General features: G+C 40.0%; 15 protein-coding genes. 2 read left to right on the top strand and 13 right to left on the bottom strand.

Features of this window, described 5'->3' with window-relative positions; translation table 11 throughout:
• Positions 1 to 22: 22 nt before the first annotated feature.
• From HMPREF0549_RS04335 to fakB, 9 genes are all read right to left on the bottom strand, one after another.
• Positions 23 to 901: an aldose 1-epimerase family protein gene (locus HMPREF0549_RS04335; protein WP_003717035.1), complete on the bottom strand. Its 879-nt coding sequence runs from the start codon at positions 899 to 901 to the stop codon at positions 23 to 25.
• Between the two features lie 117 nt (positions 902 to 1018).
• On the bottom strand, positions 1019 to 3145 hold the full coding sequence (gene topA / locus HMPREF0549_RS04330) for a type I DNA topoisomerase (protein WP_003717034.1): 2127 nt from the start codon (positions 3143 to 3145) through the stop codon (positions 1019 to 1021).
• A 138-nt stretch (positions 3146 to 3283) separates the two neighbouring features.
• Positions 3284 to 4150: a DNA-processing protein DprA gene (gene dprA, locus HMPREF0549_RS04325; protein WP_003717033.1), complete on the bottom strand. Its 867-nt coding sequence runs from the start codon at positions 4148 to 4150 to the stop codon at positions 3284 to 3286.
• 46 nt (positions 4151 to 4196) lie between these two features.
• Positions 4197 to 4970 (bottom strand): ribonuclease HII, encoded by a 774-nt coding sequence (gene rnhB / locus HMPREF0549_RS04320; protein WP_040531163.1) that lies wholly within the window; start codon positions 4968 to 4970, stop codon positions 4197 to 4199.
• On the bottom strand, positions 4963 to 5835 hold the full coding sequence (gene ylqF / locus HMPREF0549_RS04315; protein WP_003717031.1) for a ribosome biogenesis GTPase YlqF: 873 nt from the start codon (positions 5833 to 5835) through the stop codon (positions 4963 to 4965). The genes rnhB and ylqF overlap by 8 nt, the downstream gene beginning before the upstream one ends.
• A 13-nt stretch (positions 5836 to 5848) precedes the next feature.
• Positions 5849 to 6076, bottom strand: coding sequence for a YozE family protein (locus tag HMPREF0549_RS04310; protein ID WP_003717030.1), 228 nt, complete (start codon positions 6074 to 6076; stop codon positions 5849 to 5851).
• Between the two features lie 14 nt (positions 6077 to 6090).
• The gene (locus HMPREF0549_RS04305; RefSeq protein ID WP_003717029.1) at positions 6091 to 6681 is read right to left on the bottom strand and encodes a YpmS family protein; all 591 of its coding nucleotides are present in this window, start codon (positions 6679 to 6681) and stop codon (positions 6091 to 6093) included.
• A gap of 3 nt (positions 6682 to 6684) precedes the next feature.
• Positions 6685 to 7608 carry an SGNH/GDSL hydrolase family protein gene (locus HMPREF0549_RS04300; protein ID WP_003717028.1) on the bottom strand — a complete coding sequence of 308 codons (924 nt, stop codon included), beginning with the start codon at positions 7606 to 7608 and terminating at the stop codon, positions 6685 to 6687.
• A 67-nt stretch (positions 7609 to 7675) separates the two neighbouring features.
• Positions 7676 to 8518, bottom strand: coding sequence for a DegV family protein (fakB, locus tag HMPREF0549_RS04295; RefSeq protein WP_003717027.1), 843 nt, complete (start codon positions 8516 to 8518; stop codon positions 7676 to 7678).
• Positions 8519 to 8700: 182 nt separating this feature from the next.
• Between fakB and trhA the strand changes: the two genes are divergently transcribed.
• The gene (gene trhA / locus HMPREF0549_RS04290; protein ID WP_040531160.1) at positions 8701 to 9339 is read left to right on the top strand and encodes a PAQR family membrane homeostasis protein TrhA; all 639 of its coding nucleotides are present in this window, start codon (positions 8701 to 8703) and stop codon (positions 9337 to 9339) included.
• Here trhA and HMPREF0549_RS04285 read toward each other — a convergent pair.
• The 4 genes from HMPREF0549_RS04285 to HMPREF0549_RS04270 are packed head-to-tail and all read right to left on the bottom strand — an operon-like array spanning position 9328 to position 13941.
• Entirely contained in the window at positions 9328 to 9816 is a 489-nt protein-coding gene (locus HMPREF0549_RS04285; protein WP_003717025.1) for a dihydrofolate reductase, read from the bottom strand. The two genes, trhA and HMPREF0549_RS04285, sit on opposite strands and share 12 nt — an antisense overlap.
• An 18-nt stretch (positions 9817 to 9834) precedes the next feature.
• On the bottom strand, positions 9835 to 10797 hold the full coding sequence (locus HMPREF0549_RS04280; protein WP_003717024.1) for a thymidylate synthase: 963 nt from the start codon (positions 10795 to 10797) through the stop codon (positions 9835 to 9837).
• A 15-nt stretch (positions 10798 to 10812) separates the two neighbouring features.
• Entirely contained in the window at positions 10813 to 12723 is a 1911-nt protein-coding gene (locus HMPREF0549_RS04275; RefSeq protein WP_003717023.1) for an ABC-F family ATP-binding cassette domain-containing protein, read from the bottom strand.
• Positions 12724 to 12729: 6 nt separating this feature from the next.
• The gene (locus tag HMPREF0549_RS04270; RefSeq protein WP_003717022.1) at positions 12730 to 13941 is read right to left on the bottom strand and encodes a CCA tRNA nucleotidyltransferase; all 1212 of its coding nucleotides are present in this window, start codon (positions 13939 to 13941) and stop codon (positions 12730 to 12732) included.
• A 145-nt stretch (positions 13942 to 14086) separates the two neighbouring features.
• Here HMPREF0549_RS04270 and HMPREF0549_RS04265 point away from each other — a divergent pair, with 145 nt between their 5' ends.
• Positions 14087 to 14911: a phage integrase N-terminal SAM-like domain-containing protein gene (locus HMPREF0549_RS04265; protein WP_003717021.1), complete on the top strand. Its 825-nt coding sequence runs from the start codon at positions 14087 to 14089 to the stop codon at positions 14909 to 14911.
• Positions 14912 to 14925: the final 14 nt, after the last annotated feature.

Genomic DNA, 14925 nt, shown 5'->3' with positions numbered 1-14925 from the left:
CTTCTTTTTTTAGGCTATAACCTTAAAATGGTTGAATACTAAACTCATACTTAGCATTATCTTGTGGTGCTAAACGATGCATTCCCTGTTTATGCAATAGTTTACCATCTGCGTTAACATTATCGGCAATTCCCCACCATGGTTCTACACAAACTAAATTAGCTTTAGTTGGGTATGGTGACCAAACACCAACATGCTGGGTCCCAAGAGTATGAACATGAACACCGTGATTATTAATTGGATCAGTTAAGGTTGCGGTAAACCTTGTACCACCTGTTTCAAAAATTACTGCATCGTTGTCAAATAGTTCATGACTAATTGTCATTGGCTTTTGCATGTCAATCATGATTGGGTTCTGTGAATCATTATAAGGGCCATCTAATACAACACGTGAATACTTTTCAGCGGGAGAAACACTAAGTTGAACTTGTTCGAAGGAACCCTGAGCGCTCAGTGGCATATTAAAGCCAGGATGAGCACCAATTGCATAAACTAGTGAATGATTACTATCAGGATTAGTAACCGAGTAGCAAACCTTTAATTGATCATCAACTAATTTATAAATGACACGGAGGCTAAAGGCAAATGGAAAGACCTTTAACGTTTCTTCACTATCGGTTTGTTCAAGAGTAACCTGAGAAGAAGTCTGATCAATAACCTTAAATTCACGATCCCGGGCAAAACCATGCTGGGTTTGGTGGTATGTTTTTCCAGCAAATTCATATTGATCATCCTTTAACCGACCAACAAAAGGGAAAAGAATTGGTGCTTGACGTTTCCATGAAGCTGGATCTCCCTGCCAAAGATATTCAATTTGGTTATCATTCCGCCGAATACTATGTAATTGGGCTCCTAGCTCAGCAATCTCAACAGTCAAATCATTGTTTTCTAGCTTAATCATAGTACCATTTCTCCTTAGTAAAAAAGCTCTCTAACCGCATAATAGCAAATTAGGGAGTTCTTTTAAATTAGTAAAATAGTAAAATTTAGTAAAAATCATGAAAACGGTTTTACTATACTATTTTTGCGGGGTTTCCTCGTAATCGCCATTTGGACAAACGACTTGAGTACCACCCTTGATCTTCTTTTCAACTAGGAAGTGACCATCTTTTGGGCAATTTCGTCCGATTGGCTTATCCCAGGAAACAAAGTCACAATCAGGATAACGTGAACAACCATAGAACACACGATTCTTTTTTGACTTCCGTTCAACAACCGTTCCTTGGCCACATTTTGGACAAGTAATCCCGGTATCCTTAACAATTGCTTTTGTATTTCGACATTCAGGAAACCGTGAGCAAGCATAAAACTTACCATAACGGCCCATTTTAACTACCATTGGAGCACCACAAATGTCACAATCCATCCCAGCAAGTTCGTCTTTCATTTCAATCTTAGCGACTTCGCTCTCAGCGGTACTAACTTCCTTAGAAAATGGTTGATAGAAACTATCGACAACTCGAACCCAATTTTGCTTTCCCTCTTCAATTTGATCGAGTTTATCTTCAACATCGGCAGTAAATTTGGCATTAACAATATCTGGAAACTGCTTTTCAATAATGGTATTAACAATTTCTCCTAATTCCGTTGGCTCAAAATGCCGTGAAACTAGTCGAACATAATAACGACGCTGAATCGTATCAAGTGTTGGTGCATAGGTTGAAGGACGACCAACCCCGTCTTCTTCAAGCGTCTTAATTAAGGCAGCTTCAGTATACCGTGCAGGAGGTTGTGTAAAGTGTTGGGCAGGATCATCACTGATCATTTGAGCATTATCGCCCTCTTTTAGTTCAGGAAGCAGGTTATCCTTTTCCTTCCCCCGCTTATATACCTTCGTAAACCCAGCAAACTTTACCTTTGAACCGGATGCGCGAAAATCAACGTTATTCTGCTGCAGGTTGACATTCATCGTATCAATAACTTCCGGTGTCATCTGACTAGCAACAAACCGTGACCAGATCAAACTATACAGCTTATATTGATCATTAGTCAGGTATGGCTTCATTTTAGCAGGTGTCCGAAAAACAGACGTTGGACGGATAGCTTCGTGAGCATCTTGGGCGCCCTCAGGCAACTTGCCCTTAATTGGCTTAACTGCAGCGTATTCACCACCATATTCCTCATGAATAAACTTAGAGGCCTCATGTTTGGCAATTGAGGCAATTCGGGTAGAGTCAGTCCGCATATAAGTGATCAAGCCGACAGGTGCTCCTTGCTTAATATCAATCCCTTCATACAACATTTGAGCAGTCATCATTGTTTTCCGTGTACGGAAGTTCAAACGACGGTTAGCATCTTGTTGCATCGTGGAGGTGGTAAACGGTGGTTGCGGTTGACGCTTACGCTCCCGTTTAGTCACTTTGGTAATTGCAAATTCTTTATTCTTATCAAGTTTGCCTAAAATTCGTTGAACATCATCATTATTTTTTAAGCTAACTTTCTTCCCGTTTTCGCCAAAAAAGGCTGCTTTAAACTTTTCACGATTATGTTTAAATTCGGCATCAATCGTCCAGTACTCTTCAGGCTTAAAATTCCTAATTTCGTTTTCTCGCTGGATAATTAAATTCAGGGCAACTGATTGAACACGACCGGCACTTAACCCCTTCTTAACCTTTTTCCATAGGATCGGACTGATGGAATAACCCACCAACCGATCAAGAACCCGTCGTGCTTGTTGGGCATCGACAAGATCCATGTTAATAGTTCGTGGTTCATTGAAGGCTTCCTTAACCGCATCTTTAGTAATTTCGTTAAACGTTACCCGATTCTTTTCAGAGTCATCAAGCTTAAGAATATTTGAAACGTGCCAAGCAATCGCTTCCCCTTCACGATCGGGATCAGATGCAAGATAGACTGCTTTTGCATTTTTAGCGTCTTTCCGTAATTCCTTAATTACGTCGCCCTTACCCCGGATTGAAATATAATCAGGTTGATAATCATTCTCAATATCAACCCCCATCCGGCTCTTAGGTAAATCGCGCACGTGACCTAAACTTGCCACTACCTTATAAGAACGGCCCAAAAACTTCCCAATTGTTTTGGCCTTTGATGGTGATTCAACAATCACTAATTTCTTTTTTGGCTTTGCACGACGAGTCGTTTTTCGCTTACTCGTTGTCTTTTTCTTTGTAGTACTAGTTGCCATTATATTGGCTCCTTACTTCTATTACTTTTAAATATCTTGCTTACCGATACTACTATTATTAATGCATTTAGATAGTATCTGTCAAACTATATCCAATCGAATGTTGATTTTAATTAAAAAGGAGCCGAAATGCAAGGATTAATTCGTTAAAAGAAATTCATCAAGGAGATCTTTAGCCTCTGTAATTGGTTTAGCCCCTGCTGCAATTAGCTGGTTGCACCCCAATGATAGCGGAGCATCAATTCGTCCAGGAATTGCGCAAACATTCCGATTTTCTTCTAAGGCAATATTTGCCGTGATTAAACTACCACTACGCTTTTTTGCTTCTACAACCAAAAGCGTCTCAGCAAGGCCAGCGATAATTCTGTTACGCTCCGGAAAATGCCAGGCTATTGGCTCCTCACCTAACCCGTACTCAGAAATCACTAGTCCCTGTTCAGCAACCGCTCGCTGAAGATACTGATGATTTCGGGGATATACCTGGTCTATTCCGGAACCGATGACCCCAATTGTCTTTCCTTGATTCTTTAATGTAATCTCATGACTTAGGCCATCAACCCCAGCTGCCAGGCCACTTATGACCGTAATTCCCCGTTTTATAATTACCGGCAGGATTCCCTTTAATGTTGCTTCACCATAACTCGTCATTTGGCGAGCACCCACAACGGCCAAGCTTTGAGTATTCAAAAGGCTAAGGTCACCCTGATAAAACAGCACTAGTGGCGGGCAGAAAATTTCGCTTAGTTGTCGCGGATATTCACTATCCACAATCGTAATATAGGATTGCTTCATATTTAATTGAATTTTTTCGCGTAACTCAATACTGTCCCACTTTGTTAAAAGAGCATTTTGTGCACGAATACTAATGCCAGAACGCTCAATTAACAGGCTAAGGTTATTAAAGGACCGTGCTCTTTCCGCAGTTTGCCATAGTCGCCATCGGGAAATTGGACTTAACCCCGGACAAAGACTTAATTTTAACAAAAATTCTCGAACTTGTAACATAAAAATTCCCCCTACTATTACAGTACGGAGAATTTTTAATTTGCTATTATTTTAAATATTCTGGAACAGGATTAAATGAACGACGGTGAATTGGAGTCGCACCTAATTTACGTAAGCCAGCTAAATGTTTTTTTGTTCCGTACCCCATATTTTCAGCAAAGTCATATCCAGGGTAGATCCGATCATAATCACGCATTAGATGATCCCGATACTCCTTAGCCACAATACTGGCTGCTGCTACACTAATTGATTTTTGGTCTCCCTTAATCAAAGTAGTTTGGGGAATATCAAGTGCCGGTAAAGGAACAGCATCAACAATTAAGCTTTCGGGCTGATGATGCAATTGACGAACGCTTGTCATCATCGCATTTTGTGTTGCCGCATAAATATTTAACTGATCGATTTTCTGCGAATCATTGACCGCAATGCTAACCTCAATTGCTTCATTAACAATTTGCAGGTAAAGATTTTCTCGTTCATGACGGGTTAGCTGTTTCGAGTCAGTAACCCCGATCAAATCAAACTCTGGGCTCAAAATAACAGCACACGTTACAACTGGTCCCGCTAATGGGCCACGACCAACCTCATCCATTCCAGCAACATATTGACATCCTTGCTGCCAATATTGTTTTTCAAATTTAAATCGCTGATGAAATGCGACTAACGCTTTTTGATAACGTTCTTCACGTCGTTGCCACTGTTGAAGGGCATTTTGTACTCCCTTTCGCGGATCATGAGATAACTCTAGTAATAACGGTGAATTTGGATCATGCAGTGTTTGAAGTGCTTGTTTAATCTCTGCAATTGTTTGCTTACTCATTGATTCCATCCTCATTTAAGTCAGCTGGAACCTCCATTGTAATGGGGCCTAATTTGCCCTTACGTAATTCGAAAATTAACCGTTCGCTAGCCCGGTCGTAGTCATCACGAAAGCCCATTTTCTCCGTAATCCTCAATAACAAGTCTGGATTAGAAACACTTTCATCTAAGTCAGCATCTGTTAATCGGTACCGCTTTTTTAATTCTTCAGGTTGTTGACGACGTAGATAATCAAGGGCGAATAAGGCAACATCATCTTTAGCGTAAAGACTATCTTTAATTGCCCCTGACAAGGCAAGCATCGTTCCTTGCTTCTGACTAGCAAATTTATGCCAAAGGACCCCTGGTGTATCCAGCAATTCCAACTCAGCTGATGAACGTAGCCACTGTTGACCGGTTGTAACTCCTGGACGATTTCCCGTTACGGCAACGTTTTTCTTTACTAGGTGGTTCAATAGGGTCGATTTCCCAACATTTGGAACCCCCACGCACATTGCCCGAATAGGTCGCTTCTTTAGACCCTTGGCCGCTTCCTCTGCTAGCTTATCATGAAGAATTTCCTTGCTCTTAGCAGTAACAATTTTACTAACATTTTGTTGCCGAGAATCAAGTGCTAGCACTGGTTGGTTGTGTTCCTTAAAGTAAGTTAACCATTCGCCTAATCGTTTGGAATCCGCAAGATCCGTTTTAGTCATAATTAATAAACGTGGCTTGTCACCTGCTGCTAACGCTATTTCTGGATTTTGTGAAGAATAAGGAACCCGAGCATCAACTAATTCAAAGACAATATCAACTAAGGGCATTTGTTCGCGAATTTGTCGAAGCGCTTTTGCCATATGTCCCGGGAACCATTGAATTGTAGCCATTTATTTCCACCTCCTAATTCATTGCATCGCGGTATTGTTGCCATGCAGTATCAAAAATTGTCATTGATGGTAAATAATCCGTATTTTCTTCCAAGTATTTCGATATTTCATCAAAATCTGTTGACTGCTTAGGAAAGGCAGAATCAAAGAATGCATTATTAGCAAATTGTTCAACTTCATTTGCATCTGTAGGCTTTCTCTGAGTCATTAAATAGTGATAAAAACTTTCACGAACTGCCATTTAGCATCCTCCTCTTATTTTTCAGGAACAGTAATTAAAAATTTAAACTGACCATCCTGCATATTAATTTCTTGTGCCGAATACTTTAATTGCCGGTTTTTACTATAACGATTTAAATCCAGCAAAACAGTTTTCTTTTTTGGGTTTATGGAAACCCACTCAGGAATATTATAATTTTTGGCGATATATCCCATCACAAACTTAATCGGAATATTGAGTCGCCCAACACTTAATCCTTTAGCACGTAAAAGGACATTGCCCTGACTTGTCCGTTCAGGAATAAAATTAATTGCAAACCGAACCTTAGTACCGAGGAACTTGGTATCACCGACTAGGGTTGCGTATTTTTCACCAACGATAAACTTATATTTAATTTTATTATCCTTCAAGAAATTATCTAAATAGTTTGCTGATAAGGCATTTACTTGTTTCCGGTTTAACTCGACCATTAACGATGAATCATTAGCTTTGGTGGTTTGCGACATTTCTGCTTGTGGTGCTGGTGCGGTTGCCCGATGAAGAACAACACCGCAGCCAACCACAATTACTAAGATTAAAGTAATAAATGCCCATTTCCACCAGTTAACTTGTTTTTTACTATTCATTAATTATTCTCTCACAAATTCCCAACTATCATACTTAACCATACTCTTAAACAATCGACTTGCCATGTGCTGGTATCCTAAATTGTTCGGATGAAAATTATCTTCAGTCGAAATATATTCGTTTAAATTATGGTTCTTATTACTCATAATCGACAACAGTTGTGATTGCTGGACCTTTCCATGGTTTACCTTTTCTTCTTGTTGAATCAATTGTTGCCGTTGAGCTTTTGTTTGGTATTGGCCATATGACATTACTTTATAAATGCTGACAAAATGCATTTTTGAATATTTCTTTGTAACACTTTGGGTTGCCTGGTTCCACTGGTTAATTGAGTCATTAATTGCAGCTACATCTGGAAAGTATGTATAGACCGGATTATAAATGCTCATCACAAAGATTGGTGCATGCTTGTTCTCTTTTCTTACAGCCGTAAATAATTGGTTTAACTTATTCTCATACGTTCCTTGCGCTTGGTTAACGCTTGACTGAATCTTGGCCTGGGATTGCATCATAATGTCTTTCTCCAGTGTTTGCATTAAGTCATTACCACCGACCGTCATTACGATTACATCAGCATCTCTTAAATCTTTACGCATTTCTGCCTGCTTATTTAGCCGTGCAAGGATCTGATCAGAACGATCGCCGCTTACACCGTAATTAACGGTTGAAACACTGGTCTTCTTATACTTATCCTGAATTTTCTGCTTTATAATGCCTACATAGCCGCCGTTTTTCTTCTCATCACCCTGTCCATAGGTAAGCGAATCGCCAACTGCTACCAGCTTTATGTGACGCTTTTCTACACGTTTAACTTGTTGTTGCTGACTTATTGATGGCCGAATAAAGCGTTGATAGCCATACCAGCCACCAACCATAAGCAGAACCAACAGTAAAGCGCCCCATAACCACTTTATACTTTTTTTCATTATTTTCACCTTTTACCAAAAAAGCGGCATAGTAACTATGACCGCTTTCCAAATGTTTAAATTTAAACTATTCAGTATAGTAAAGCAAACAACATGCCCCTAAGCCAGTGTGGGTGGCAATAATCGGTACAGTTTCCCGGACTACGATGTCGAGGTTAGGTTCAAATTCTTTAATCTTAGTTAAGAGACGATTAACTTCACTATCCCCTTCAACATGAGAAATACCAACGCTCATGACTTTAGGACCATTTTTCATCTCATTCAAGATTTGATCCCACTCTTTATGAAGGGCCTTCTTTCCCCGACCTTTCATAATAATATGGATCTGACCATCATAAACCTGAAGCATTACCTTAATGTTCAATAAGTTAGAGAGGGCCCCAGCAAATTTGCTAACACGACCACCAGCAACTAAATTATCTAAGTTGTCAATTGCCAAGTAGAGCTTGGAATGCGCAAGAACATACTTCATTCGTTCGATCGCATCCTCAACGGAGCCACCTTTTTCAATTACTTTAGCTGCTTCGATGATCTGGAAAGCCATTCCCCGATCAGTTGTTTGCGAGTCGTAAACAGTAACCTTAGTCTTCGTCATCCCAGCAGCTTGTTCAGCCGCGTGGACAGTTCCGCTAATGGATTCCATCATGTCAACACATAAAACCTCGCTGCCATCCTCACCAAGCTTATTAAACGCATCAACAAACCGACCAATTGGTGGTTGTGATGTCTTAGGTAATGATTTAGCATTTTTCATTAATTCTGGAAACTGGTCATTAGTAATTGTTTCCCGTTCCACATATACGGTTCCATTAATCATTACCGTTAATGGAATCACTGTAATGTCATACTTTTTTATTTCTTCTTCTGTTAATCCTGCAGAGGAATCACAGACGATCTTAATCTTTCCCATGAAAATTCACTCTTCCTAGAAAATGTTATGTTATAATAATCTAGTCTTCAAAACTAGATGACAAAGTTTCATAAACCATTATGCGATATAAATTTGCGATGGTCAACTTATTTATTTATTATTTAAGTATAGCAAAAGTAGCGGTAAAATTCATTGCTACATTACACGAAAGGGGTAGAAAAATGGAAAAAAGCAGAGAAACAAAGCATTCAGTAATTATTGAAATTGGGAATGCAATCACCCACGGAATCGGGCTGGCCCTTGCAATTGCTGGTTTAGTATTATTAATCATTAAAGCTGCTAAGACTGGTAGCCCAATGAGAATTGTTACATTTACAATATACGGAAGCACCCTCGTCTTATTTTATCTTTTCTCTACACTGTATCATTCACTCTACTTCACTAAAGCACGGCGAATTTTCCAAATTTTTGACCATGATTTTATTTACATCCTAATTGCTGGTACGTATACTCCTTATTGCCTCGTAAGTATTAAGGGCTGGCAAGGCTGGTCCTTATTTGGGGTCATTTGGGCACTTGCGGTTATGGGCGTTGTCTACAAAAGTATTTGGTTAAAGAAAAAGAGTAACTGGTCAACCCTCTTATACGTCCTGATGGGCTGGTTATGCATTGTCGCCTTTTGGCCGCTTTGGGATGCTCTCGGTCCTGTTGGCTTTGGTTTACTCTTTGCGGGTGGCCTAACCTTTACAATTGGCGCACTATTTTATAGCCGGCCTACTCAGTATACTCACCTCATCTGGCATATTTTTGTATTAGGAGGAACTGCCTTTATGTTCTTCTCAATCCTCTTATTTGTTTAACTCCCAAGTTTCAAACCAACAACTAGTCTGGTCATCTTCATTAACTTCATCACGTTTAAGCAAATGCCATTGATCATAATTGATCGGTGGCATTTTTACGTCGCCATTATAATGACCATTAATGATTGTTCGTTCAAGCTTATTTACTAACGGCATCATTAAAGAGAAAATCCGTGCTCCGCCAATTACGTATACCTGATTATCCGGTAACACATCAATCAGCTGATCAAGGGTTTCAACATCATGCACAACCGTAATCTGATCATTAGCAATTGATTGATGAGTTAACACAATATTCTGCCGGTGCGGTAATGGCTGACCAATCGAATTATAAGTTTTCCTTCCCATAATGACTGGGTGATTTGCAGTCAATTTGCGAAAATGTTTTAGGTCAGCAGAAACATGCCAAGGTAATTGGTTGTCCTTTCCAATCCAACCATCAAGATCCTCAGCCCAAATAAAATTAACTTCACTCATTTTTCTTTCTCTCCTTAATTAAACCGCGACTGGTGCCTTAATAGCAGGTTCGTGGGTGTATCCTTCCAACTTAATATCACTCATCTCGTATTCATCAATCGGCTTCGGTTCATCCGGTAAGATTAACTTAGGAGCCTTATGCGGAGTTCGTGACAATTGTTCCTTAATCTGCGAAAGATGGTTCAAGTAAATATGAGCATCCCCTAACGTATGAACAAAGTCGCCCACTTGCAGCCCACATTGATGAGCAATCATATGCGTTAACAATGCATAACTAGCGATATTAAATGGCACTCCAAGAAAGATATCGGCACTTCGCTGGTAAAGTTGACAACTTAACTTCCCATCATTTACATAGAACTGGAACATTGTATGGCAAGGAGGCAAGGCCATTGATGAAATGTCTTCAGGATTCCAGGCAGAAACAATCATTCGGCGTGAATCTGGGGTTGTCTTTATCTGGTCAATCACATTAGCAATCTGGTCAATTGTCTGACCATTACTAGTTTTCCAGTGACGCCATTGACTCCCATAAACTAACCCCAGGTCACCATATTTTTTGGCAAACTCATCATCGTTAACAATCCGCTCACAAAAATCACGTTTCTCTTTTAAATAAGCCTTTTTAAACTCAGGATCCTTGAGCCAACGATGACCGAAGTCTGTCATATCCGGGCCATGATATTCATCACTCTCTACCCACTTCTTAAATGCCCATTCATCCCAAATATGGTTTTTATGTTTTAAAAGGAATTGAATGTTAGTGTCTCCCCGAAGAAACCATAACAATTCACTTTTAATTAAGCCAAATGGAACCTTCTTGGTTGTGAGTAGCGGAAAACCTTCTTCAAGATTAAACCGCATCTGATAACCAAAAACAGATTTTGTTCCCGTACCGGTACGATCGCTTTTAGTGTGCCCATGATCCAAAACATATTGCGCTAAACTTAAATATTGTTGCTCATTTTCATTGATTGTCATTACGTATCCTCACTGTTAGTCAATGTAGTTACTTAAATATTCCCACCGCGCTGTTTTATCGTCAATTTCTTTTTTGACCTGATCTAGCTTTTTTTGCAATTCGGCCAGTTTTTGGTAATTGGCAGACTGCTCGGTCATCTGTTCTTCAATTGACTTGCGCTTATTATCAAGTTGATCAAGATCATCGTCAATATGATCCCATTCTAGCTTCTCTGCATAAGTTAGCTTAGTCTTCTTCTTTTGACTTGAACTTGGTACTGATTGTTGACTCTTGGCAGTTTGCTGTTTTTTTACAGCGCGTTTTTGCTGCTGCTCTTCTTCAGCCTGTTTTTTAGCATCAGCAAGATAATCAGTAAAGCGTCCAGTGTAACGTTGAATATCACCGTTACCGTGGAAAATTAACAAATCATCAGCTACTTTGTCCAAGAAATAGCGATCATGAGAAACTGTAATAACCGTTCCCGCAAAGTTATCCAGATAATCTTCTAGAACCGTTAATGTTCCAATATCAAGATCGTTAGTTGGTTCGTCAAGAAGAAGGACGTTTGGCTGTTGCATAAGAATTTTCAGCAAGTACAGACGGCGTTTCTCACCACCTGAAAGCTTTCTAATCAGTGTCCCGTGCATGAAGCGGGGGAATAAGAATCGCTCAAGAAGCTGGGTAACACTAAGCTTATTACCGTCCTTATCGGTAACATTTTCAGCAATTTCACTCAGAAAACTAATCATTCGTTTATCATCGTCAATTCCCTCAGTTTGCTGAGTGTAATAACCAAGCTTTACCGTTTCACCAATTTTGAGTACCCCACTGTCTAATGGTACCCGTTGTGCAATCACATTCAACAGGCTGGTCTTCCCTGCACCGTTCTCACCAGTAATTCCAATTCGGTCGCCCGCTTGAACTAACCAATCAAAATTATGGAGAATCCGATGATCACCCAGAGTCAAATCGGCATTCTTAAATTTAATTACATCTTTACCAAGTCGTTGCGAGCCTAAATTGATTGAAATATCTTCGTCAGTTTTTAGATTACCAACCTTATCTTCAAGCTCATGGAAACGATTAATCCGTCCCTTTTGCTTGGTTGATCGGGCCTTAGCACCGGTTCGCATCCACACTAATTCCTTCTTGTATAGCTGCTGATTCTTTTTCTCGGTATCCTTAGCTAATTCTACCCGTTCTGCTTTTTGCCGAACAAAGTCTTGATAATTACCATCATAATGATAAAGGTGACCAAATGACAATTCCCAGATGTGGTTAGTAACTTGGTCGAGGAAGTACCGATCATGAGTTACCAAAAGGACTGCTCCCTTATAAGAAGCAAGAAAGTCTTGAAGCCAGACTACTGAATCAAGGTCTAAATGGTTAGTTGGTTCATCTAAAAGCAATAAATCTGGGTGTTGAATTAATACCTGTGCTAGCCCTACACGCTTCTGCTGACCACCAGATAATTCACTAACCTTTTGACTAACGTTCTTAATTTTTAATTGAGTAAGGATCGTTTTAACCCGGCTATCAGCTTCCCATGCATCCTCCTGATCCATCTTTGCTTGCAATTTAGTGTATTGATCCATTGCTTGAGGATCCTCGGGATGATTACTAAAACGATCAAGTGCAAGCTCATATTCCCGAATAGTTTTAAACACAGGCTGATCGCCTTCAAAGATTGCATCCATAATCGTTTTGGTTGGGTCAAGCGCTGGCTGCTGTTGCAGATACCCAATCGTGTAGTCATTTGGTGTAGTGATCGAGCCGCTTTCCGGACTTGTCCGCTTACTGATGACGTTAAGGAGACTGGTCTTTCCACTCCCGTTAACACCGATTAAACCGATTCGATCGTTTTCGTTGATTGTAAAGGAGACATTATCAAACAGGGTTTTCTCACCATAAGTACTGGTTAATCCCTCAGCTTGCATTGTTTGCATCTCGTTTTATCCCTCTTTTTTTATTTTTTCTGCTTCATTAATTAAGGTTTCCCTATCATTAGGCAATTCACCGTTAACAACTTGTACTGTTAGCTTTTTAATGATCTTTCCTAGTAATGGACCAGGCTTTACCCCTGCATCGTTAATGAGAACTCCCCCATTAACAGCCAGTTCTTTACCGCTTTTAATGGGTAATGAGTCGTACTGCTTCATTAATTGTTCATCAGGAATTGCCCAGCCATATAATTTGGCAACTTGATTAGCATCCTGAACAGCATTTCTACCAGCCGTAAAGAAAGTCAACGGTGATAACTTTTTACTCCTTAGCCCCTGAATTACTGGGATCATCTTTTTAACGTTAGTAATCAGCTCATTTGAGGTCTTCCAGCTGCGAAGAAACTTACTTGCATCACGTGAGTCAAGTCCTAACTGAGTTACAATAACTGCCCACGCCTGTTCTGCATTCCGTAATTGCCAATTATTTAGCAATAATAGTCCGCTTAATTCAGTTTGCTTTCCTACTAACCCTGGACAATATTGATAAAGACCCGTTTGCAGAAACTCATTCAGGCCTGCTACCGGGTTTTGCCCCATTAATAGTTTTTCAAATTCTACCCGAATTCTTTCAACCGCTATTTTCTCCAATAAAGCAGCATTTTGTTTAATCCCTGCTAATGTTTCCGCCGCAATTACAAAATCCAGTTTACTAGCGAAGCGAACAGCCCGCATCATCCGCAAGGCATCTTCATGGAACCGCTCATTAGGATCACCGACAGCCTTGATTAAATGGTGTTTTAAGTCATCCAGGCCATTAAAAAGGTCAATCACCTCACCATTTTCCTTCAACGCGAGTGCATTAATCGTAAAGTCACGCCGTTTCAAATCCTCGCTTAACGACCGAACAAAGGTTACCTTATCAGGACGGCGAAAATCTTGGTAGCCAGATTCGGTTCGAAATGTTGTGGTTTCGTATCCCGTCCCATGATCAAGAATCATCACTGTGCCATGTTCGATCCCGGTATCAACAGTGCGGTTAAAAATCGCTTTAATTTCACTTGGATAAGCACTAGTAGCAATATCAATATCGTGGATTGAATCCCCTAAGATCGTATCACGAACGCAACCACCCACAAAATAGGCTTCGAATCCCGCGTCCTCAATTTTTTGGAGTACCGGACGAGCGGGTTCAAAGATTGGCGGTAAGTGTTTGATGATCATTTAATCAAGTCCTTCATTTTTTAGTCAACCTCGATTATAGCAAATCTAGCAAGGGCGTGTGAACTGTTGTGGGTTCTTTTCTTTTGAGCGATTTTGGTTTAAAATGTTAGTTAAAGTAAATATCTGCTTATTAAGGAGACGCAAAATGAATTACCCATACCAAGATCGTTTTCAATTATTTTTGAATCAACAGGGACTGGCACCACTAACAATTAAGACCTACGACGCTACCCTAACCCATTTTTTTACTTTTCTCATGGACAATCGACCAGAATTCGCTGCCGAACCAAAATTAAAGAACCTAACTGAAACGGATGTGCGGGCCTTCCTAACTGCCCTAAAAGAAGATGAAAAGATTACCCTTAGTACTTACAATAAGAACCTTTCTCACCTGAATCGCTATTTTCGTTACCTCTTCACCCATCAGCTAATTAAGATTTACCCAACCCTGACAATTCACGGGAAAGCTACTAGTACCAATAAACGATTAACAACTAAGTGGCTTGAAAAGATTCCTGAAATTCTCCAGGATGAGCATCTCCACTTCTATACTCGGTTAACCATTTTCTTATCAAGTCGTGGTTATACCGTGAGTGAATTTCTTACTCCCGGTTTTGAAGATGTTTGGGATAAACTCTCACCAACAAATTCGACAGAAAAACTGTTTATCACAAACTTCAATCAATTTATTCGGCCACTTCAAGAACTTCAGCACTCTTCACAGATCTTTCTTAAGCAGCGCTTCTCACCGGATAATCCCGGGCTCTCAAACGCTGGTCTACATAAATACCTGCGTCAAGATGAAGATTATCTCGGCTTTAGTCTAGCACCCAAATTTCTCCACCAATCATTCATCCTCTACGAACTTGGCCACCATCCAGAACTTTCTGATGCCCAATTGATGGAAAAACTAAGGCTCGATCCTGCTTCACTATTGTATTATCAGAAACAATTGATTAGTAAAAAATAAACAACCTAAGATCG

Origin of the sequence: Limosilactobacillus vaginalis DSM 5837 = ATCC 49540 (assembly GCF_000159435.1) — a bacterium.
Lineage (GTDB): Bacteria > Bacillota > Bacilli > Lactobacillales > Lactobacillaceae > Limosilactobacillus > Limosilactobacillus vaginalis.
Note: the sequence above shows the minus strand (reverse complement) of the source record. Positions and strands in the feature narration are given on the sequence as shown.